Here is a 22,415-nt window from a genome sequence, read left to right on the forward strand (position 1 = left end):
ATTATTTTGGTAGCAATTGAAATACTTTATGCTTTAGGTTAATTCTATTAAACGTATATATTACATGAATTTCATTGTTATCAGGACTCATAATAATAGCAGGATATGAATATTCTTCAGACAGGATGTTACTATATTCTATATCCCCTTCAGGATAGATAGAATTTCTAATAGTGATAGGGCGCCAATTCAACCCCTCATCATAGGATGTAGCTACACTTAATATATTTCGTGATTTATGATTATTGATTACTCGATTATATGCAAGTAGCAATACGTCACTACTTAAATTAATAGTATCAATAGCACTATCAGGATTTAATAAATTTACTGGTTCTAAATTACTCCAATATATTCCTTTATTTATAGATATTGATCTGTGTATGTAAGTAGAAATTAAGGAATCAGTTTTTCTAGGTCTTACTAACATTATGATTTTATTTGGTAAATTACTACTAACTAAAGTTGGTTGTATAAAACCTCTGTAACCTTTTTGAAAAATTTGAGGGTTGAATGGTAATATAGGATTACTTAAATTCCATGTATGTAAATCTGATGAATATTCTATATATGAAAAGTCATCAATACAACTTTCTCGAGAACATGGAGATAAAATATTATTTTCATAAATTAGTGGTTTATTACGTGCTGGTCCTAGAATACCATGTAATAGTTCTGGTTTTTGCCATGTTAATCCTCGATCATAAGAACGAGATAGTATTCCACTCCATGTTCTTGGATAAGGTCCGATTTTACTAAAAATTAGCAACTGATTATTAAAGAAAGTTATTACTGGATTTCCACAACTGATTATCCCATTATCTTGTTTAAGAGGAATATGATGATCACGAAAATATTGCGGTGAAATAATTCTTTCTGGAGTAGTCCATTGATAATGATTTTTCTTTTTAAATCCTAAACTAATCCAAATACTGTTATTTTCTTCTGACTTACCTGATTCAGATTGTGTTTTACCAAAAAATGATATTATTAATTTTTGATCGTCAAAAGCAAATATGGTTGCAGCATGAACATCTTTTAGATCTGAATTATTTAAAATAAATTCTTCTATTTTTGTTTCTAAAATAAACATGATGTTTTATTTTTTTTCTAAATTATTGAAATAATTTAATCCAAGTGTAAATCCTATTATTATTGGGAATAGTATAATTTGCATTCCCCAATGGCTAAAATATTTTGTTAAATATACAAGACCAAAAGATATAATAATATTCATGGAAACAGTCGATAAAGCAAAAATTATACTTGCTGTTCTAAAGCGTTTAAAAACTGGAAAATGTTTTAGAAAAATTGGCATAGCTGGATTTGCACTAAGAAAAAATAACATTACAAATGATTGAATTAAGAATAAATGAACAGAAGTAGTAATATTATTTAGTAAATAAGGACAAATGAGAGCAAAAATAAAAAATATTACTAATTTAATCTTAAGAATTCTTAATGGGTATATAATATAACTTAAATAAGTTAATATTAAATAAGCACAAAAATTTACTATTGCTACAATAAAATTGTTATGAATAACTGCTTCTGCTGTAAAATTAAAAGAATTTTTTAAAATTTCACCACAATAAATATAAGTAAAATAAAAACATATTGGCCAACCACATGATATTAATAATAAAAAGAAGAATGTTTTTAGATTGACCCTTTCATTGTAAATAAGATTATCTTTTAATGGATTATCTGTAGTTTTTTGTATTAAAGTGATATTTTTCTTAACACGACGTTTTGCATCAGCAAATTCAGGAGTTTCCCGTAAAGCAGTTCTGGCAACTGCTCCAACAATTGCTATTATAGTTCCAAGCCAAAACGCTATACGCCAATTAAATCCAAATGAGGTGACTAAAGATGCAACAGCTAAGGCTATCATTCCTCCTAAATTAGCAAATACTGATGTCATTAAAACAATAGGATATTGTATAGGAGGTTTTGTTATTTCTAGTAAGTATAGTTGTGCTCCAACTATTTCACCCATAGAAGATAGACCTTGAATAATACGGCATGTTATAACTATCACAGTAGCAATGAGTCCTTTTTCAGCATAAGTTGGGACAAGGGCCATTGCAAGACACGAAGACGACATTAAGAATGTAGTAATAATTACAGTTGCTTTACGACCAATTATGTCACCAACTAAGCCAAAAATTATGGCTCCAACAGGCCTCATCACATAAGTAGAACAAAATGCAAAAGCAGAGTAAATAGCTTGAGTATGCGGGTCTGCCTTAGGAAAAAATAATTCATTCAGTAAAACTGTCATATGAACATATAGCATCAGATCAAAATATTCTAAAAATGTTCCAATTGATAATAATCCTACAGCTTTTTTTTGTTCTGTTGTTAATGAAGTAAATGTTCCTTCATTATGTTTAGTATATTCTATCATTACTTGACCGTTTTAAATACCATATAATAGTATCAGATGATATACAATTTATCTACTCTTAAATATTAAAAATTTTTATATATGATATTAATATTAAATTATCTTAATTCGTGATTATCAAAAATATTTTTGCCGATTTGAGTCCATTGATCTTGTATACTTGGGTTTTCAGTCAATTCACTTTGCAGAGAAACCAAAGCTCCAAGTAAGCTACTAGTTGGTAAACAGTCAAGTTTTACTTTTACAACTAAACCTCCCATTTCAATCAAATGACGAGTACGAGTTTTCCTTTCCTGAATTTTAAGTTTAGCCTCTTCCATAACTACTTTAGCTTTTTTTGTTCTAATTTTAATCTTTGTTTTATGACATTATCCATATAAATAGTTTTAACTTTTTATTGTTACAATCATCATGAATGCTCAATAAATTTTGGGAGTCAACTGCTTAATTATAAGTGCTAAGGAATTCTGCAAATTTTTTCTTGAACAGATCAATATTGGATACAACTTTTAAGTTTGCAAAGTCTAGTATAATGGTGAAATAGAAAGCTATTCAAAATCAAAATATCCCCATACCTACTAAGATCAATAAAAAAACAAATAAAGATGATTACCATTGATCAAGCTTGAATTATAAGGAACGTACAACAAAGGTTTAACCCAGCTCTTTAGAGTGATGTTAACGCAGCATATAAACCTAAAGGTTTATTTTTTGCTTTCTGTTTCAAGTAATTCTGGATTTCTGTGGATGATTTTAAGATTGCATGGGTAATGTCAATGATGGATTAAACATTGTTACAATTAACAAACCATGGTGATACAGTTTGCAAGAATAGAAATAGTAAGTAGGAGTTCAGGAGGAAATGCTTGTCTGAAAGCTTCTTATAATGTAAGGATAGTTATAAAAGATAAGAGGAGCAATTCTACTTACAACTTTAGGAAGAAAGGAGATATACCATACAGTATTGTTGCCTGCTCATGTAGATCAAAAATTCAAAGCCCAAAGGGTTTTGATGAATAAAGTAGAACGTCTAGAGACAAGAAAAAATAGTCAATTATTAAAAGATGTAGTTTATAGCACTACCTGATGATAAAATTGGATTTAGATGATAGAATAGCAATTACTCATGAAATCATTGAAGAGATGGGGTGGGTAAAGAATGGACTTGGAGTTCAAATTGATATTCACCAGCTACATGATGGAGAAAAGAATTGGCATGCCCATGTGCTTGTTACTACCAGAAGATTCACAAAAGATGTAAGGCAGTAGATTTAAATCCTAAATTTGCCAAAGTTAAGGGCAAAGCGTTCATTATCCCAGAAGATCAGATAATTCATGAGAGAGCTCAAGAAGTAAATATTTTGTTAAGTTAGGCTTAGAAATTCGAATAGACCTGATAAGTTTTATGCCTCAGCAGCATGTCGGTCCTACTAGAATAAGAAGTATTATCAATGCAATATCTGAGCAAAATAAAATATGCAGGCTTGCCCATCTTGAAATCATCAAAGGAACAGATGGGGTACTTGATTGCATTATTCATCATCAAGCTATTTTTACTAAATTGGATATAGAAAAAGCAGTCAAAGAGATGCTAGCAGAAGCAGAAAAGTCAAAACTAATAAGGGAGGTATTAAATTCTGATAGATTAATCAAACTATAATAATGAAGATGGCACGAATACTAAATACTATATTACTAAAGGTGTGCAAGCAGAAGAGTTAAGGATACTTAGAATAGCAGCTAAGATCAATAGCTAGATTCATTTTAATAAAGTGCTATCGATAATCTTGCAAGTGTTAATGAAACACAAAGAGAAAGTCTAACATCATATTTTAATTAATAATCAAGGGATTAGGATCTTACGAGGTAGAGCCGGCACTGGTAAGTCACAAGTACTTGCTGAGACTTTTATAAAGTTGTCACTAATCATGGACGAAATATTATAGGACTCTCGCTCCTACTCATAAAGCAGCATCAGATCTTAAAAGTAAAGGCTACCAGCAATGTCATACAGTAAAAGGGTTTTTATTTAAATTGTATAATGGCAAAGCTGAGCTACCAAGAAATACTACGCTAGTAGTAGATGAAGCAGGGATGGTAGGTAATAGTGATTATTTAGAATTATTGAAAGTAGCAAGGAGTAACAATTGTAATGTGATACTGGCTGGAGGTGAGAGATAACTCACTTCAGTTGAGCGAAGAGGAATATTTGCAGTATTTGCAAGTAGGTTTGGCTCAAGTAACATTAGAAGACAAAGCAAGGTATGAGCAAAAGAAATGGCTTCATGCTTTGCAAAATCAGATATTATTGGGTGGTCTGTAGTTACTAGAACAGCATAACGGTTTAAAGATTGGTCATACGCTAGAAGAATCAATGGCAAGATTAATTAATGATTGAAGTAACAGCAAATTTGCTCTAAATGAGCGTTTAATAATTACCATGCATAATATTGAAGTAGATAGTATTAATCAAGGAATCAGGAAGTTACTAAAAGCTAAAGCCTTACTCACTGGTCAAGAATATAGACGCTATGTATCGCCTAAGAAGTATGAAGATTATATGGCAGGAGATCGTATTTTGTTTAATATAACTAATAAAGATTTACAAATAGAAAATGGCGAATTTGCAACGATAACTTCAGTAAGTAATGATAAGTTTGTTGCTAAAAGATAGCGGAAAAGAAATAGAATTTATCTTCAAGATGTAAGCTTTAAACATGGCTATGCTTCTACAGTGTATAAAGGCACAAGGAGCCTCAATTAAAGATGTCTATGTATTAACATAATCTAGGAGGAAATAGCAGCAATTCCTATGTTGCAATGACTAGACACATATAGAAGAGGTAAAACTCTGCTATAGTAGGGAGGTTACCAGGAGGAATATAGCAAGTTTAATATCGCAACTTAGCAAAATAGATAGTAGGCTATCTAGCATTAATTTTAAAACTTTAGAAGAATTAGTAGCGATTCAAGATCAAGAAAATACGAGTCCTAATATTATAAATAAAGTAGATAATTGGTTTAAAGGGGTAATAGAAGATATTCAGGATAGATTATATCAATGATAACTATTACCGTTTAAGAGTCAAATTAGAACCAGTTGAAATAATAAAGTCAGAACCACCTGCAACAGTTAGCAGCAATTGTTAGAAACGCCAGTGTAAATCCTGCAACAAGCCATCAAAGTCAAGAAGAGCAAAAAAGCTCTGCTGATAACCTCAAGAATTATAATAAACAAGATACAATAATAGGTGTTACATTACAAGAGCAGGTGATGGCAAAGAATTAAATAGATTATCATGCTATTAACAAACAAGAGACAGTAGAATTAAAGCAAAAATTATCATTTAAGGCTGCAGAAATAGGTATAAACTTACTAGGCAGTCCAAATAAGCATTTATCAAATAGCCAGTTACTCCGCTGGGAGAAAGATAGTAAAATAGCAATGAAGATCAACGGTAATAAAGCTGGCATCTGGCATGATTTTAGTACAGGAAATGGAGGAGATTTATTTACCTTAGTACAAAGAGAAACAAATTGTGATTTTGTAGAAGCTAAGAAATATTTACAAGATATGGTTGGTATATCATCAACCAACAAAAGTAAAGATATAGCAGTAAATTTAGCAGCAAATAAAAATCAACAAATTAAAACCCCAGCAGCGCAAGGTGATAAAATAGTAAAAATTAAGAGAGCAGAAATATTATATGAAAAATCAGATGCTTTAAAATATGTCATGCCAAGTCATGTAGCAAAAAGATATTTATCAGAACATTGTGAAATTAAAGAAGTATTGACAAGATACCAACTAAGCTTTGATCTTAGCACCAATATGATGTGGGACAGTCATAGCAAACAATATTATCCTGTCTTAATTGCTTTTGCTAGAAATAAAGATGGTAATATTACTGCTGGACAATCAATTTATTTAAACAAAGACACAAATAATAAAGCTGATATTGATGTTAATAAACGTTCATTTGGTAGAATCAGAGGTTCTTTTGTCGAGATTAATAAAAATAACGAACAGCAGAACGTACAAATCAGTAAAGATGGTAGCAATTCAACAAATAATGTAACGATTATAGCCGAAGGGTTAGAGACGGCTTTAAGCATTGTGGAAGCTGGTATTAAAGGCAAAATTCTTTGTAGTTTAGGTGTAAGTAACATCAGGAACTATAAACCTCTCAAAGGTGAGAGAATAATAATTGCTGCCGATAATGATGCTAAAGAAGCAGTATCAGTTTATACCATAATTAAGGCTCAGGACGAATTAATTAGCAAAGGAGCAGCGGTAGCAATAATATATTAGTTTTACTGCTACCAGTAGTGCCAGTAATAAGAATGTGTGTTCTTTCGCTATCTTTAAGAAGCGGCAAACCAGAAAAACAAATATTAGAAGCTTTGTTATTTTTATAAACCATTTTTGCTAAAGCTTTAGCTTCTATAAGATTTGCTCCTCTGATCTTATCTTTTATAATCGCTTACTTAACTCGATAAATAAAAAAGATAATAACTGTAAATATTCCGATAGTAAAAGCGACCACAGCTTCTTGCAAGGCTGGATGCAATAAAAATTGCTCAAATTCATTTATATTATGCGAATGCAGTGTAACATGCCAGAATTTATGAATAAATTCCTTAGCATTACGGTAACCCCAAGCTTTTTGTTCTATATAATAAAATTTGATTCCTATTTGCTCTAATGGATAAAAATACTGTCCTATCGCAAGTTTTAATTGTACATATCGCTCTATAATAAAATAATATAGACTTAGCAAAGATAATTTCTGAAATGTACGCAACATCAACCACGCTAAAACAGATACCACGCCAATCATTAAAGTATTAATACATGCCTTACACGAGCATTCTCCTCTGATGAGCAAAAATTTGTGAACCACGAGTAAAATTATTTTGGTTTTTGTAGCTCATGAGTAATTAACTATAGTAAAAATTATTGCTAACACTAACAAAAATAATCTTCATTTATTTCAACCTATAAATAATTCTTTAGTATTTTTAATTTTTCTTCAAATTCATTAGCCCTCAGATTATTACCAAGTTTTCTTAGAGCATTAATTATTGCTTCATATTCTACTATAAGATTTGGTTTGTATTTAAGAGCTAAGTTAAAATTTTCTTTAGCCTCTTTATGTTTATTTAAATTCACTACAGTAATAGCTTTTTCTAAGTAACTATTAGGCATAATCTTGTTTATATTTAATTGCTAGATTTAAATTTCTTATTGCTTCCTCGTATTTACCTAATTTATATAACGATTTACCAATATTAAAATATTCTTCAGCTAAAAATATTTGGATCTTGAATTTTACTCTGTGGATCTATTTGTGGTTGCTTATTAACAGAATTAGTTGAGTTGGCTGCAGAAGCAATGTTAAAAAACATTAATGGTAAAATAAATAAAACTGCTGATTTTTTAATGTTTTGCATAAATTGCTTCTCAATTATTTTCATTTTTATAGCATAGTAATTTAATATTTCTTTTCTTTATGGCATTATCACTCATACCAATATTATCTGCTACTTGCTTGCCAGTTCTTACAATTGTTGATTCAGGAATATTATCAAATTCATCTTTAATTTCCTCTTCTTATCCTTTACTGTAGCAGATAACTGATCAAGCAGCTTTACTTTTTCTACCTCATTATTATCTACGCGCTGAATTAGCATGTGTTCTACATTTTTATCAGCAATATCATTTTTGCTGTTATTATTACTATAGCAGCTTGATCATTTAATTGTTTGTGATTTTGATCAAAACTTGATCTCAAGCTTTCTTTAGATGGGATATTGATATTACTAGCAGAATTTAAGCGTTGCGGTTATAGTGTTATTAATTTTAGCTACGCTCTGCCTCTTCTTAATGAGAACTAAGCCCATATAGATGCTTGCTCTTTACACTACTTACGCCAGGAAATTTTTAGCAACTATTGCGTTTAATACTGGTTCGTTTAAATTTCGATCAATAGATGTGGAATTTTGTAATATATAATTCATGTTATAACTTAACTGCTCCATATTTTGTTTGGTTCTAGCTATTTCTTGTCCAATGGATTCTCAGAAAAATTACTATTTAGATTGTTGCTCAATGATTGTACGTTGCTGCTTGCATTACTTAATCTACCATCTTTAGTAGCAGTTGTTAATTTAGATAATGCTTCATTATATGATTGTTGTTGATTAACTGATGTTCCTTGTTCTTTGCCTTGATCATTTATCTGCTCGTACTGTTAACTTCGCCTATACTAGGTATCTTTAAGCCTATATTTGCACTAGTACCAGTGTTTTTCTTAATTTCAGTTGCTATAGAATTACCTGTAGTAGTTAAATCACTGTATCGATTATTTAATGAGTCAAGATAACTTTGTAAGCTCATAAACTGAGATTGATAACTATTATCCTGCAATAATTTAGAAGAGCGGTAATTATTAATCAGCGAGTTAGCTGCTTGAGTAAGTACCTGCCTACCACTCATACCTCCAGCATCAATAATTCCGCCTACCATTTGCAATGTTGGGGCAAGATTCTGCTGAGCAATAGATCTATTACCGATACTATAATTATCCATAGCAAGGTTATTATCAGTAATACTTGCCCCGATATTACTTGCAACTGGTACCAGAGAAAATTGATTAGCTAAAGTAGTTGTTGCATATGCGCACAAGCCTTTAATACTTGCCAATATTAGCAATAGAAGTTGTCTAATGAGCTTTTCTATGTGGTTATTAATGTATTCATTCATTACTAAATATGATCACTCGTTTTACTAAAATAGCCTCTTCCCAAAAAATGTTGTCCCCAGTATCTCTCGTTTTCAGTTCAAAAAATTCCTTTTATATCCTTCTTGACGATCTACCTTTCGCTCTTTGTACAAACTCACTTTACTATTCGGATATTCATTTCTTCTGCAACTTGAGCTATTATTTCTCGAACCATCTGTTTTATAAGTTTTTTAAATACTTTGTATCGGTATTTTGTTATCAATACTATTGGTACCTATGACAATATACCGTATCTTTCCTTTCACATATTTTGTTATAGTCATCATATACAATAAGTATTCTTACTTATTGTATACTGGATGACTATGACTTGATTAAACTAAAGTTTGTCCATCTGAAGATGGATGCTACAACCATCTGATCGATAGTAAAGAGCAGCAAGAGGAATGAGTATAATTTGTTGCTTAGAAATTACCAGATAACTAAAGACTGATGTCTTAACAATGTCATAGACTATCAGTATGCTTGTGCTATTTAAAAAAGCATTGGCTGTAGACATTATGAGTACTCTACAATCACTATTCCTTTTGTATCAATATTCAAATAATTGGCAACAAAATATATCAATATCATGTTAGGATTGAGACCTGATGCTTTGGCTTTGACAACAAAGCCTTCTCATTAGTTTTGGTTCTTAGAGAATAAATTATATTGCTATACTTCCTCTTTAAATTATCCTCCACAGATGATTCTCTATGGTAAAAATAATCTCAAAACTTCTGCGACTCTATTCTCAGTGAGAATCTTCCTTAATCAAAGCATCATGTTTTAATTTCTTTATCATTTTACTCTATACTCTTATTTCTTGATTTATCTTCATCTCAGAACATTTATTTATCTTACTTTTATAGCTTTGCCTATTTCTGAGCTTGGGCTTATAATACTGCATTACTTGTTTCTCTTTTCCTATAGCTGCTAAATAATCTTCTGGCATAGCATGGATTCTTCCCTTTAAAATCCTCAACCAATATATCACAAAATAGTTTATTACCATAATTATAATTAGGATCAAATTTATTATGTATGATTTGTACATCATCTTATATCTTCTTCTTTATTCTTGTAGAACAAGCCTATGTACTACTATAACTAATCAAAGACTCTATACCTTTTGTTTTATGTATTTGTATTACAGTCCTGATATCTTCTCCTTACTTCCAAGTCGTATTAGTGCTTTTATTGCATTTTGTACTTCCTGTAATATTATATATTATAAGTATCACTAGTCCTAATATTACTGATATCACTATCATGACTAATACTCACCTGTTGCAAATTTAACTATCTATTATCTATTCAATTTTGCTATTTCAGGCTCTATAAGTTTTCTTACTGATTTTGCTCACTTGCTTTTTAACACATCATTAAAATCTCCTTTATTAGGTGGCATCACTACCGATACTATTTCTCCCTTATCAATTAAAATTTATCCTTAGTTTTCATGATGTTATTAGGGTATTGCTGCTTCTTTGCCATCATTATCAGCTGCAATGATAATTTTTTTTCTCCACTTTTGCAGAGGGATATATTATTAATGCCTAAACTACACAGAATGCTTCCTTTTATATCATTCTGTAGCTTTCGTAATTTTAACTTTTTTCAGTTTTTTGTTGCTTATTTAGTTGTAAATCTAGATTTATCACTTCTTTCTCATTGTTACTGAAAAATGTTTCTTGCAAATATTTTTTAGCTTCAGCAAAATTATAATTTTTGCTCTATGTACTCAAGTAAACAAATCTTCTCCTTTAATAAAATCACACCATTTGTCTATATGATTTTCTTTTATTCCCATTACTATTTGTTCATCTTCTTCCCCAGTGCAGGTAATAATTATTTGATAAACTATCATTTGGCCTACCAAGAAGAGCAGTACCTATTTCCGTAGCCTTGTAAGATAATTTTTTCTTTAATGCAGTAATATCTTGCTTACTATAAATCTTGTTTTGATCATTCATAGCTTCCTCTTTCAACTTTATTGTTGTATTTCCTACTAAACTATAGTATATTTTTTTATATATCATTGTTTAAAATAAGTTTTATTTATAATAATTAATACTACAGTAGTATTAATTATTAAATTAATCTAAGAGGTAATGTTATGAGTAAAATTTTAAATAACGATAGGCTGTATTTATTATTAACTTTTGTGTTATTTGTATTAACATTATTACTTAACTTTTACAGTAAGATATCTTACTGTTCTTTAATATTTACTTTTTTAGCGTTTACGGTAAACATTATATCAGAATCACAAGGTTATAAAAAAGCAATCAAAAGTGTAATACTATGCACCAGTGCCAGCTTTGCTTTTGCTATACTATATAACATGAAATACTACATTTACGGTGAGCCATTAACAGGCTTAATATTTGCTTCTCTATTATCAGTATTTATATCTTCATATATTAGCTTAATTTTTTTTCTAAAGCGCAAATTACAACATAGCTTCTTAACAAGGAATTTTAAAAGTTTGTTATCACATGCTTTTATTGATGGTTTAGTAATGTCAATATTTTTCACAAGTAAGTTTCCTATGCATAGAGTGCTGTCTATTTTTTATAAAGAAACAGCGTATAAATTGGTTTATTCATGCTTATTGCATTTGTTTATACTAACGACATTTTACTTACTGAAGCAAGTTAAAGTGTCTAGAGAATATCTTAGTGGTTTAAATATAACGCAACTAAATAACTAAAATATGTAATAATGTTAATATATCAGTGATGGAGTAAATATGAGTCTTCCATAGATAGTTCTGGAACATGCCCTATCTTGTTTTGGTATAATTATTATTTACCAAGGAAAATATGCTGTGGCTATGATAGCAAATCATATCAGCATAATCACCAAAATTAGGTAATAGTTTATGATATTAATGCTCCATATGTTCTCTTGTTGGCATAAGTTATGAGTATATGTTAATAAGTGACAGGTCATTCAAGTTTAACTACATTGAGGTTATTCCTGCACACATTAGAGAGTTAGAGCTATGAATAATAAGGGTTGCATCAAGCATGTGGTATCTGAATCAGATTCTAACCATAAGTTAATTATATCATCAATCTTAATATTAGAAGAATTAGTCCTGCCGATTGTTGATATATGATCTTTTAGATCAGCGCTTATTACCCAATATGATTGAAACATTGATTTGACTTCAGACCATAAATCGTATTGTAACGTACATAATTTTGTTAAACTAGTAATTTGCCCATACCCTCTTGGATCATCTGCGATGATGGTAGTCTCTTTATCCTTTATATCGTTAATAAAATCCTTTTCTAAAGTTTGTTTGATACTTTTTTCATGATCGATATGTTTACACAAATTATCTAATGTACCACGAGATTTAATCAACACTATCTGCATATTACCATTATTTTGTTATATATTTAACCAATGAATAAGTTTTTTATATTGTGTGCTACTAATTGATCAAACTGTGATTCTCTATTACTCTCGTTTGCTATTATTACACTTGTATAATAACCATCCATATTTTGTGTGTTAATGTTCTGTTATATGCTGGAAAAGCTTTAACAAATCGTCTTGGTTATCCACACCAGTAAATAAAAATATATCACTCTTTGGTTGTAATTTATATCATCTTTAATAATTTTTTAAATGATTAAATTGTCTATCTACATAAAAATCAGGATTATAAATTTGTTGTAAAAGAAATTGTGATGCATTATCACTGCAATCTTTTAGACTTAGACTAATCCAATAAATTTTCTTATTTGAATTCACTCGACATAGTTGTTTAAAATGCTTGTCTTGCAATTGATCATCATCTAGTAATATTCTGGTATTATGTTTAGTATCTGGATGAAAATCACTTATCTGATTTTGGTCGATATTATGAACCTGTAGCCCTGTATCAAAAAATGATTTGAGTTTATCAATAAAACTTTTACTTTTCTCCGATCCATTTGTTAATCAATTTTTCTATATTAATATCTTGATATAATTGTGCATATGCCCCTGCTAAATCACTTGTGTCTGGTGCTGCGACTTCCTATCGTAACTTCTTCATTCTTAATAAGTTGTACTAATGTTTCTATAGGGATTATTTGATTTATGTTATCTTGGTTTTGTACTCTAATACATTGTTCTAGATCACTAATGCCCACTAACTCATATTAATTTGTCTAAAAATTCGTCAATATCTTTTTCTAATTCACTATCACCTAAGTGACATAATGTAGTTAATTTAACTTAATTATCTATTTTGATGCAGCTTTAAACACTTTTATTAGTTCATTTTTTATATTACTATGAGGTTTATATAATTTTCTATTACCAATTAGGTAAAATTTTATGAATTATAGAGTTCATCTGCTCAACTAATGCTTTTTGTCTTGGTCTAATGGATCACAGAAGAATATTTTAAATCAAGGATAAAACATTCTGCTAACAATAAGCTTTAAACTAAGGTTTTTAGTGATATTGACTGTGGGTATAACGTGTAGGGGAAGTCAAGATTTGCTATACAATCTTCATATCTTACTATGATGATGAATCAGTCGTATATCTAATACAATTATATCCTAATTATTTTTCTGATATGCTGTGTTGATATATTAAGCAATATTCATTACACCATTTTTAACACATTATGTTGCCTACTAGATATGTTAATCTAACATTTTAAAAGTTTTTATTAGTTCTTTAGAGTAAACAATATTTCTTGTAAATTGTAAAATTTACTGTGCTATTTAGAAATTTATATAAAAATTCTGAAATAGTAAAAAAATTTATTACATACTACTTACATGCAAAACTTATAATCCTCAATGAGCGATTTTAAGGGGTATTATAATAAGATTTTTCGTATTTAGTTAAATTCTTTTAAAATCTTTTAAAAGTGCTATTAAAATAGCTTTTTATATTTTTGCATTAAAATCAAGTTTGTAGATTTATTTGTAATTTAGTAATCGGAACATTACCTGCAAGGTTTACATAACATGTAAGATCTGGTAAATTCATAATTTCAGATGGCATGACTAATAATTTTCTTCTCTCTAGGTGATTCATATTAACTCCATCACGCATGGAGGTTAGTTCCGTATGAGATGATTTTTCTTGGGTTTCAATAATTTCTTGCTTACCAAGCATTAAAGCTGATTTATGAGCTGTTTGCTGGTCACTTACACTCGGAAGATAAATTTACTGTCAAATAGATCAAGCATTAAATTACTTCCTGGAAAACCATATATTTCATCTAACTGATAAATATTCTGCACGGCAACAACAAAACAACCACCATATTTTTTTCCGCTAAGGGTACACCCCTGCTTTTAATGCGTACTGAGCTTTGAGAGCATTTTGTTGACCGGGGTCATTGACGATATTGGAAAAATACCATTAGTTGCTTGATTCTGAAAAAACTGAGCTATGCTGCCAAGTACCCCATTAAGTACTGCCATTCTTGCGATATCTGAGGAATTTATCAACTACTATGCCCTTTACCATATCTTCTCCCTATTAGCCAGCCTTCTACATTCTTTTTTATAATCTCTCCCTTATTATTTATAAACGATACTGTCTCTAAGTAACATTTAGCACGCTCTGATGAAATATCTCCACTACATGAACCAATTAATATTACTTCTTTTATTTGCTTTGTTTTATAACGTTTAGAAAAATTTGCCGTATCAACAAGCCTGATCATGTAGTATTTATACCGATTGTTGATAGTTTTCTGTTTCTATTTTCTTTTAAATGAACATTAACTAGTTGATATTTAAGTTTATTTAGATTTATTACAGATGAATTATTAATGCTAAATTGAGTAAAGATTTATTTTCATGCCTAGCAAGGACGTTATTAATATAATCCATGATTTCATCATACCAAAAAGCTTGTTAAATTTATTTCATTTAGAAATATAAGAGAAGTTACAGCGTCATCTCAATCACTTGATATAGGTGAATTTTGCAAAACAAGCCTGTGGTTCCACCACACAAGCCTTACCTTTTAATTTATCTTGTCTAAAGTGATTGAGATTTAGCTGTAACCCTAAAAAGCTAACGACTCAAAATTAAGAGATAATAAAAAGCCTTCCTATGCTAACTGGAGTACTTGGAATCTGTGAAGTAGTATTATAAATATTTCTATTAGTATTATCTATTGTTTTCATAATTAAATAGTTTGGATCACCGTCAAGTTCTACTACTTCTTTTGATTGAGTAGTTTTTTGACCGTTACAGCCAATTAAAGCTATAGAAACAAATAAAACTATTAAATATCTTATCATAAATTACCCTATTTTAATTTTATACTTATAAGATATTTACCTATTAGTATAATGTCAAGTGAGATGTAAATTTTATTGCCCTATATAAACCTCTAAGTAATAATCTAAAGACTCTTAATAAAAATTCAATTTGGCATAATTTAAATTAAGTCCATCTTCGCTTCTTTCTATTTTAGCCTTTTAGACTTATCATAATTCTAAAGTGTCTTAATATCCCCCTCTACGTAGAGGTTGATCATTAGATCGTTTTTTTTAAATATCTTCTCAATATAGCATATACTTCTTGATAAAAACGATAGTATTCACCCATACTTTTTGTTAATATTACTAGGCATGAAGTGCATATTGAGTTTATTATCATTTAAGTAATTATATAATTCTTGAAAAAAGGAATTATATTGCCCATTGGCCATAGAGTGTTTGGATAATAAGCTTCCCATTGACAATATTTTTTAAAAGAGTTCTAAATCTTGACTATGAAGGGCTATGGAAAAAATATTATTATGTACTATCATGTTTTTATTATTGTCAACTTCTCTATAGTACTAATATTTAGACCATGATATCACTTTAAATTTTTAGGCATTTGGTAATAAATTTTGCATATGGAGACATTACTGAAATTTCTGATTGCGATACGTTTTTGATCTTGAAAAGATAAATAATCCAAAATTAAATCTACTGACTTTTTAACATCTTCTTTTGTAACCATTATTGAAAAATTGCTTTGATTCCGTTTAAATTGTTTTTAAAAAAGTTAGGAGTGATACTACCAAAATCTTCAAAAATCATTTCCACTAATTTGGGTTTTGCTTTTAATGGATAATCTTTAACTAGTAAATTAGTATTAATTTTCTTAACTTCCTGTAGCCACTTTAATGCAGTATCTTCTGAACCTATGCTATCCACAAGTTTTAACTTTAAAGCTTGACGACCTGAATATACCCGTCCATCTGCCAGTTTTTTTACTTCTTCTATAGGAAGATTACGTCTTTCTGAAACAAGTTCAAGGAAAAAATCATATGTATCTTCAATATTTTCCATAATAGCTATGCGTACTGCTTGTGTCAGTTTTTCGGTAGGATTTGGAGCAGCTTTTAATTCACCTGATTTAAAATTATTAAACTTAATCCCTAACTTTTGAGCAAGCTCCGTTATCTCGGCTGTTTGTAATATTACACCGATTGAACCTGTAATAGTTCCGTTATGGCTAATAATATAATCACCTCCGAGAGAGATTAAATAACCGCCACTTGTTGCCATCGTCCCCATAACTATTACTACCGGTTTTTTTTCAGATATTTTACGCAGAATATTATAAATTTTTTCAGAACCGACTACTGTACCGCCAGGAGAATTTACATTAACTATTAACGCTTTAATATGAGAATCATCGATTATTTTTTTGAGCTTCTTGTCACGCTTTTCATCCTCAAAAATTATTTCGTCTATTAATATAGAAGCTATATAATCCTCATTACCGGTAATAGGAAAAATCTCTTTTGGAGCAAAATCTTTACCGACTAGTAAGAATATGATAGCAATCAAAATAATAGCAGCTAACTTCCAAATTAACAGACGGGATTTTATTTGTCTTCTTTCAATTAAATAATCAGATGATATATTCATGATTTTTTATATTTTTTATTAGTACAATCAATGTCATTGCAAGGAACAATTGGCTTTATTGCATGGATCGAAAAACAAGTTTGGTGTCATATAGTGCAACTCCAAGGTATATAAAAACAACTTAAAATACTATTATTGAATTCCGTGATCAAAGTTGCAGGATGATGATCAGGCAATTGATCAACATAACAATGACTGCTCACAATGACGATTTGATATCTGCAACAATACCGTTATAAATTAATTATAAACCATTCTTAGGACGCTCTGGGCTCTTCATCATCTCAAAAAACTCACCGTTAGTTTTAGTGTTTTCAAGTTTTTTGAGTAAAAATTCTATTGCTTCACTGCTACCCATTGGATCGATAATACGACGAAGAACCCACATTTTATTTAATATTATTTTATCTACTAGTAAATCTTCTTTTCTAGTTCCTGATCTAGTTATATCAATTGCCGGATAAATACGCTTATCGGCAATCTTACGATCTAGAACTATCTCGGAATTACCTGTACCTTTAAACTCTTCAAAAATTACCTCATCCATACGAGAACCGGTTTCAATTAGAGCTGTACCGATTATAGTAAGTGAACCGCCGTTTTCAATATTTCTTGCTGCTCCGAAAAATCTTTTTGGTCTTTGTAGTGCATTAGCATCAACACCGCCAGTTAATACTTTTCCAGATGACGGTACTACGGTATTATAAGCACGAGCAAGACGTGTTATCGCATCTACTAAAATTACTACATCTTTTTTATGTTCTACTAAACGTTTAGCTTTTTCAATAACCATTTCTGCAAGTTGTACGTGCCTACTTGCTGGTTCATCAAAAGTAGAGCTCACAACCTCACCACGTACCGAACGCTGCATATCTGTTACTTCTTCAGGTCTTTCATCTATTAGCAGCACTATTAAAAATACTTCAGGATTATTAGTAGTAATAGCGTGTGCTATATTTTGTAATAATACGGTTTTACCTGTACGAGGTGGTGCTACTATTAATGCACGCTGCCCTTTACCCATAGGTGCGACGAGTTCAATAACCCGTGTACTAAAATCCTTAGTATCTTTACTATTGTTTTCAAGTTCTAATCCTAATTTTTTATCAGGATATAATGGGGTTAAATTATCAAAATGAACACGATGATAAGCTTTAGAAGGGTCTTCAAAATTTACTCTATTAACTTTCAGTAAAGCAAAATAACGCTCTCCAGCTTTTGGTGCTCTGATCTGACCTTCTACCGTATCACCGGTACGAAGACCAAAACGACGAATCTGACTAGGAGAAATATAAATATCGTCAGGACCTGCTAGATAGTTTACTTCCGGCGAACGTAAAAAACCAAATCCGTCAGGTAATACCTCAAGTACTCCTTCTCCAACTATCAAACCACCCTGCTCTACAGATTTTTTTAAAATTGCAAAAACTAATTCTTGTTTAAGTAATGAATTAATATTTTCAATTTTCAACTCCTCTGCTTGAACTTGTAGTTCCTCTGGTAATTTACGTTTTAATTGTTTTAAATTAATAATATTACCATTTTCTGCAAAATTATTATGATTGTTATTGGATTCCGAATTATTAAGTTCTTCTGTAGATTTTTTGTTAGTTGTGTTCATTATTTTATTATTAATAGATTATAATTGAAAGAGTTGAGTTAGCAAAACTTTAATGACCTTAAGTTTAAAGGAAGTAATAACTTATTTAAATTAGGGATCAAATTAGATTTTTAGACAAAATTTATTTATTCTTGCGGTTTGAAGAATTATTTATTCTGTTAGTTTTAAAAGCCTAGGTTCTATAAAAACTCCTATTTGATTTAGTTTTTTTAACAAAAATTAAATCTTTTAGAATGTTTACAGACCCTATAAAAATGTATGTGAAAGCATATTAACAATGTAATAGCCCATTGTCAAGTTATTTGAACATAATAGGTTATGATTTGTTTCCTCATTTGTTTCCTCGTTATTACCAGGAAAATACTGTAAGTAATTGACAAAGCAATCCAGTATAAGCAATACTGAAAATCAGTATTGCTTTATTATTGGATTGCAACACGTTGCCTATGGATCATCGCAATGATGACTTGGGTAATCCATGCAACAATGCTAATTAAATCTTAGTATAATAAGTTTTACAAATCCTTTGATTTTAACAATAACAAATTTGTATTAAGTAGTGGAGTGAATACATTTTTAACTTCGTTTAATAATGCTTCATTGCTTATTTCTTGATTTAATTCACTACGTACTGCATCAAATATTTCTCTTAAACTTTTCTCTTCTGCTATATATTTGAAAATATATTTAGTACTTCTAAATATTGACATTGAGATATTAACATTATTTAACACTCCGTTATTAATAGTAAAATTAATAGCACCATTTATTGTTGAAGGATTTGCTTCTAAATGTTCATAAATTTGTTTAGCAAAATTAGCAATATTGTAAAAATAAGGTGTATTATCAAGGTCATCAAGCGAGGCTACACTATCTTTTTGGTTTGATACGTAAAATGAATGTTTAATAATATTGCCGGTAAGTATTTCAGAAATTGCTTCCCTAGTTACTTTATCCATCTTTTTAACTTTTTGTAGAAGTGAAAAATCTTTTATGTAATTTTCCGGTCTTAATAAAATTTTCTCCAAAGGATCAAGATAATCAACAAAATTTAAGCCTGCTTTTTCTACGAATTCATATAACTCAGGAACGGAATATGCTCTATCCTGCTTATGCAGGAACATATCATAAACTCCAACGTCACCGAAATTTTGGTAATCAGAAAATAACTCACAACCTCTTTTATACCAGTTAGTAGCAGGCAGGTTATCTAGAATTAATTTCCCATTCATTACTTCTTCGACACGGCTTTTAGTATCTTTATTTATCATTTTCATTAAATCCTGAATTTGATAAACACCAGTACGTCCGTATTTAGCATACACCATTAAACCCATACCACCGGTTGGCTTTAAAGAGTCTTTTAGATTTTTTAAACCTGCATCAGGATTTACTAAATGATGAAGTACGCCGGTACAATTTATATAATCAAATTTGCCAAGTTTTAGATTAGGTATATTTAGTATGGAATCATTAATCCATTGAATATTTTTAAGACCTCGTACTTCTGCACGTTTTTGTGCTACTTCCATACTAGGTTTACTAAAATCTAGATATATTATTTCGGCATTCTTATCTTTTAACTGCTCAGCAAGGTAAATAGTTGAATCACCTGTGCCGCCGCCGGCTATTAAGCATCTAAAATTATTATTAAAATTTTCTTTTCCTTTATATAGAAAATGGTTCAATTCTCCTAGAAATTCACCGCAAATAACAAGTAAACGTTCTTTTTCTTGATTAGGATCCCTAAACGGATATGGATAATCTTGATAATGTTCTTGTACTTCTGCTAAATCTTTAGAAATTGTAGTATTTTTTGTTTTCTTTGTATTGTGCATAAATATTATTTAAGTTGTTATTATATCTTTTATAATTAATTGAATAGTATAATTATCTTGCCAGTTACTTGTTCTTAACGTTCCTATTGCGGCAATATTTTTTGCTTTAGGACTTAATAACACTTCTTCAAAAGCAGTGCCTACCGAATTAAAAGCGATAGCAGATAAAGCTTTACTACCAGAACCTTGTGTATTATGAACAAGCAAGGCTTTAATATGTTTACTTCCGACAATATATGCTTTTAATACAAATAAATTATCAAATTTAAATATAGGCTCATGGTTACCTTGTCCAAAAGGTTCTATACTACTTAATTCTTCCATTAAATGTAAATTAATACTATTGAGACTCAGGTCAAGATCATATTCTACTTGCTTATAATTTTCTAGCTTATTTATACTAGTTCTAAAGGCGTTATTTAAAAATTCCTGTAATTCTTGTAATTTTTCAGCAGTTACAGTAAAACCTGCTGCCATAGTATGTCCGCCTCCTGCTATTAGTAAACCATGGTTTTTAGCATTGATAATTTCAGCTCCAAAATCAATACCTGTAATAGAACGGCATGAAGCTTTACCAATTCCGTCATTTAAAGCCACAACCGCTACCGGCTTATCAAATTTTTCTTTGAGCCTACCAGCAACGATTCCTATAACACCTGGATGCCATCCTTCTTTTACAATAAATAATAAACTACTATCTTGTTGTGTCCAAGCAATTTCCATCGCTTCTTCTATCATTAATAACTCAATGAGTTTACGCTCATTATTATGCTTTTCAAGTTCTTCAGCTAATTTGCTTGCTTCATTAGAACAGCTAGTAGATAAGAGATTAGCACCTAAACTTGACTTCCCTACTCTACCGCCTGCATTGATACGCGGACCTAAAATAAAACCTAAATGATAACATTTCGGTATTTCATTAAGCCCTACTATATCATATAATGTTTTAATCCCTATGTTCTGCCTTTGTTGCATTACTTTCAATCCGCTTGCTACAAACGCACGATTTATCCCTGTTAGTTTTACCATATCACAAACAGTACCAAGAGCTACTAAATCTAAATAGTTTATTAAATTAGGTTGAGGAGATTTTGTAAAATAATTCTGCTGCTTTAAGTTCGATAATATGGCAGTTGCAAATAAGAAAGCAACTCCTACGGCTGCCAAATGTTTATATTCGCTTTTTTCATCAATACGATTTGGATTTATTATAGCTACTGCATCTGGTAATATTTCCGTAGCTATATGATGATCGATGACTATAACATCAAGGCTAATGTCTTTTGCATATTTTAGGGCTTCATGTGCCATAGTACCACAATCAACCGTAATTAATAATTCAGTGCTGTTATCTTTAATTTTTTGTATAGCAAAAGGAGTTGGACCGTATCCTTCAGCTATACGATCAGGAACATAAATATCACATATTATATTTAAATCTCTAAAGATATTTTTAAGTAAAGCAGCTGAAGTAGCACCGTCCACATCATAATCGGCAAAGATACATATTTTTTGGTTATTTAAAATAGCTTTAACAGTTCTATCTACTGCTTTAGCCATATCAAGTAGATGAAAAGGATCAGGTAATAAATTTTTGATTTTCGGTATCAAAAAATTTTCTACTTCTGCTAGATTGTTTACTCTTAATGATACTATTCTAGCAAGTAAATCACTAATTTTAAAACTCCGACATAATTCCATGACTATATCTTCGTTAATCACTTTCTGCTGCCAGATTTTACCGTTTATAGATGCTCGTGGTTTCATTTTACATTGTCATACCATGGTAAAAGCCACGGTATCCATTTTTTGATAATAAAAAACATCTAGGTGTCACCTAGTTCGCTTGACC

At 30.2% G+C, this 22,415-nt stretch carries 18 protein-coding genes and 6 pseudogenes; 1 reads left to right on the forward strand and 23 read right to left on the reverse strand.

The genetic code is table 11. The annotated features are described in order from the left end of the window. Position 1: 1 nt before the first annotated feature. From A1E_RS02410 to A1E_RS02420, 3 genes and pseudogenes are all read right to left on the reverse strand, one after another. Positions 2 to 1,093, reverse strand: a complete 1,092-nt coding sequence (locus A1E_RS02410) for an exo-alpha-sialidase (RefSeq protein WP_012148663.1) — start codon at positions 1,091 to 1,093, stop codon at positions 2 to 4. A 6-nt stretch (positions 1,094 to 1,099) separates the two neighbouring features. Continuing rightward, positions 1,100 to 2,410, reverse strand: coding sequence for an MFS transporter (locus A1E_RS02415; protein WP_012148664.1), 1,311 nt, complete (start codon positions 2,408 to 2,410; stop codon positions 1,100 to 1,102). Between the two features lie 98 nt (positions 2,411 to 2,508). Continuing rightward, a pseudogene (locus tag A1E_RS02420) lies at positions 2,509 to 2,786 on the reverse strand (conjugal transfer protein TraD). A 434-nt stretch (positions 2,787 to 3,220) separates the two neighbouring features. Between A1E_RS02420 and A1E_RS06815 the strand changes: the two are divergent. After that, positions 3,221 to 6,716 (forward strand): annotated as a pseudogene (locus tag A1E_RS06815) (AAA family ATPase); the annotation flags it as partial. On the opposite strand, the gene A1E_RS07440 reads toward A1E_RS06815, so the two are convergent. The 20 genes and pseudogenes from A1E_RS07440 to recJ form a co-directional block, all read right to left on the reverse strand. Then, positions 6,688 to 6,834: a type IV secretion system DNA-binding domain-containing protein gene (locus tag A1E_RS07440; protein ID WP_012148673.1), complete on the reverse strand. Its 147-nt coding sequence runs from the start codon at positions 6,832 to 6,834 to the stop codon at positions 6,688 to 6,690. The pseudogene A1E_RS06815 and the gene A1E_RS07440 overlap by 29 nt on opposite strands. A gap of 60 nt (positions 6,835 to 6,894) precedes the next feature. Next, positions 6,895 to 7,251: a TraD N-terminal domain-containing protein gene (locus tag A1E_RS06820; RefSeq protein ID WP_012148674.1), complete on the reverse strand. Its 357-nt coding sequence runs from the start codon at positions 7,249 to 7,251 to the stop codon at positions 6,895 to 6,897. 158 nt (positions 7,252 to 7,409) lie between these two features. Beyond that, positions 7,410 to 7,619 carry a hypothetical protein gene (locus A1E_RS06825; protein ID WP_012148675.1) on the reverse strand — a complete coding sequence of 70 codons (210 nt, stop codon included), beginning with the start codon at positions 7,617 to 7,619 and terminating at the stop codon, positions 7,410 to 7,412. Then, complete coding sequence (locus tag A1E_RS07270; RefSeq protein ID WP_330932948.1) at positions 7,612 to 7,755, reverse strand: tetratricopeptide repeat protein; 144 nt, start codon at positions 7,753 to 7,755, stop codon at positions 7,612 to 7,614. The genes A1E_RS06825 and A1E_RS07270 overlap by 8 nt, the downstream gene beginning before the upstream one ends. Continuing rightward, positions 7,715 to 7,888 (reverse strand): hypothetical protein, encoded by a 174-nt coding sequence (locus A1E_RS06160; protein ID WP_012148676.1) that lies wholly within the window; start codon positions 7,886 to 7,888, stop codon positions 7,715 to 7,717. Before A1E_RS06160 ends, A1E_RS07270 begins: the two co-directional genes overlap by 41 nt. Positions 7,889 to 7,972: 84 nt before the next feature. Beyond that, on the reverse strand, positions 7,973 to 8,104 hold the full coding sequence (locus A1E_RS07105; RefSeq protein WP_012148677.1) for a hypothetical protein: 132 nt from the start codon (positions 8,102 to 8,104) through the stop codon (positions 7,973 to 7,975). A 544-nt stretch (positions 8,105 to 8,648) separates the two neighbouring features. Then, positions 8,649 to 9,116: a hypothetical protein gene (locus A1E_RS06495; RefSeq protein ID WP_231259249.1), complete on the reverse strand. Its 468-nt coding sequence runs from the start codon at positions 9,114 to 9,116 to the stop codon at positions 8,649 to 8,651. Positions 9,117 to 9,146: 30 nt separating this feature from the next. Then, a pseudogene (locus A1E_RS07550) lies at positions 9,147 to 9,479 on the reverse strand (transposase); the annotation flags it as partial. Between the two features lie 1,539 nt (positions 9,480 to 11,018). Next, complete coding sequence (locus tag A1E_RS02455; protein WP_231259251.1) at positions 11,019 to 11,171, reverse strand: hypothetical protein; 153 nt, start codon at positions 11,169 to 11,171, stop codon at positions 11,019 to 11,021. Positions 11,172 to 11,556: 385 nt separating this feature from the next. Further along, the gene (locus A1E_RS06500) at positions 11,557 to 11,736 is read right to left on the reverse strand and encodes a hypothetical protein (protein WP_196792434.1); all 180 of its coding nucleotides are present in this window, start codon (positions 11,734 to 11,736) and stop codon (positions 11,557 to 11,559) included. A gap of 453 nt (positions 11,737 to 12,189) precedes the next feature. Next, positions 12,190 to 12,585, reverse strand: a complete 396-nt coding sequence (locus tag A1E_RS02465; RefSeq protein WP_012148682.1) for a hypothetical protein — start codon at positions 12,583 to 12,585, stop codon at positions 12,190 to 12,192. Between the two features lie 1,536 nt (positions 12,586 to 14,121). Then, positions 14,122 to 14,492: pseudogene (locus A1E_RS06840) on the reverse strand (type IV secretion system DNA-binding domain-containing protein); the annotation flags it as partial. 10 nt (positions 14,493 to 14,502) lie between these two features. Further along, a pseudogene (locus tag A1E_RS05585) lies at positions 14,503 to 14,890 on the reverse strand (TraB/TrbI/VirB10 family type IV secretion system protein); the annotation flags it as partial. A gap of 5 nt (positions 14,891 to 14,895) precedes the next feature. Beyond that, positions 14,896 to 15,102: pseudogene (locus A1E_RS05590) on the reverse strand (YaaA family protein); the annotation flags it as partial. A 157-nt stretch (positions 15,103 to 15,259) separates the two neighbouring features. Continuing rightward, complete coding sequence (locus A1E_RS02480) at positions 15,260 to 15,475, reverse strand: hypothetical protein (RefSeq protein ID WP_012148685.1); 216 nt, start codon at positions 15,473 to 15,475, stop codon at positions 15,260 to 15,262. 565 nt (positions 15,476 to 16,040) lie between these two features. Then, positions 16,041 to 16,187: an HU family DNA-binding protein gene (locus A1E_RS07555; protein WP_012148686.1), complete on the reverse strand. Its 147-nt coding sequence runs from the start codon at positions 16,185 to 16,187 to the stop codon at positions 16,041 to 16,043. Beyond that, on the reverse strand, positions 16,187 to 17,104 hold the full coding sequence (sppA, locus tag A1E_RS02490; RefSeq protein WP_012148687.1) for a signal peptide peptidase SppA: 918 nt from the start codon (positions 17,102 to 17,104) through the stop codon (positions 16,187 to 16,189). The genes A1E_RS07555 and sppA overlap by 1 nt, the downstream gene beginning before the upstream one ends. A 244-nt stretch (positions 17,105 to 17,348) precedes the next feature. After that, entirely contained in the window at positions 17,349 to 18,725 is a 1,377-nt protein-coding gene (gene rho / locus A1E_RS02495) for a transcription termination factor Rho (RefSeq protein ID WP_012148688.1), read from the reverse strand. A gap of 515 nt (positions 18,726 to 19,240) precedes the next feature. Continuing rightward, positions 19,241 to 20,563: a class I SAM-dependent methyltransferase gene (locus A1E_RS02500; protein WP_012148689.1), complete on the reverse strand. Its 1,323-nt coding sequence runs from the start codon at positions 20,561 to 20,563 to the stop codon at positions 19,241 to 19,243. Between the two features lie 9 nt (positions 20,564 to 20,572). After that, a complete protein-coding gene (gene recJ / locus A1E_RS02505) occupies positions 20,573 to 22,330 on the reverse strand; it encodes a single-stranded-DNA-specific exonuclease RecJ (protein ID WP_012148690.1) in 1,758 nt (585 codons plus the stop codon). Positions 22,331 to 22,415: the final 85 nt, after the last annotated feature.

Origin of the sequence: Rickettsia canadensis str. McKiel (genome assembly GCF_000014345.1) — a bacterium.
GTDB lineage: Bacteria > Pseudomonadota > Alphaproteobacteria > Rickettsiales > Rickettsiaceae > Rickettsia > Rickettsia canadensis.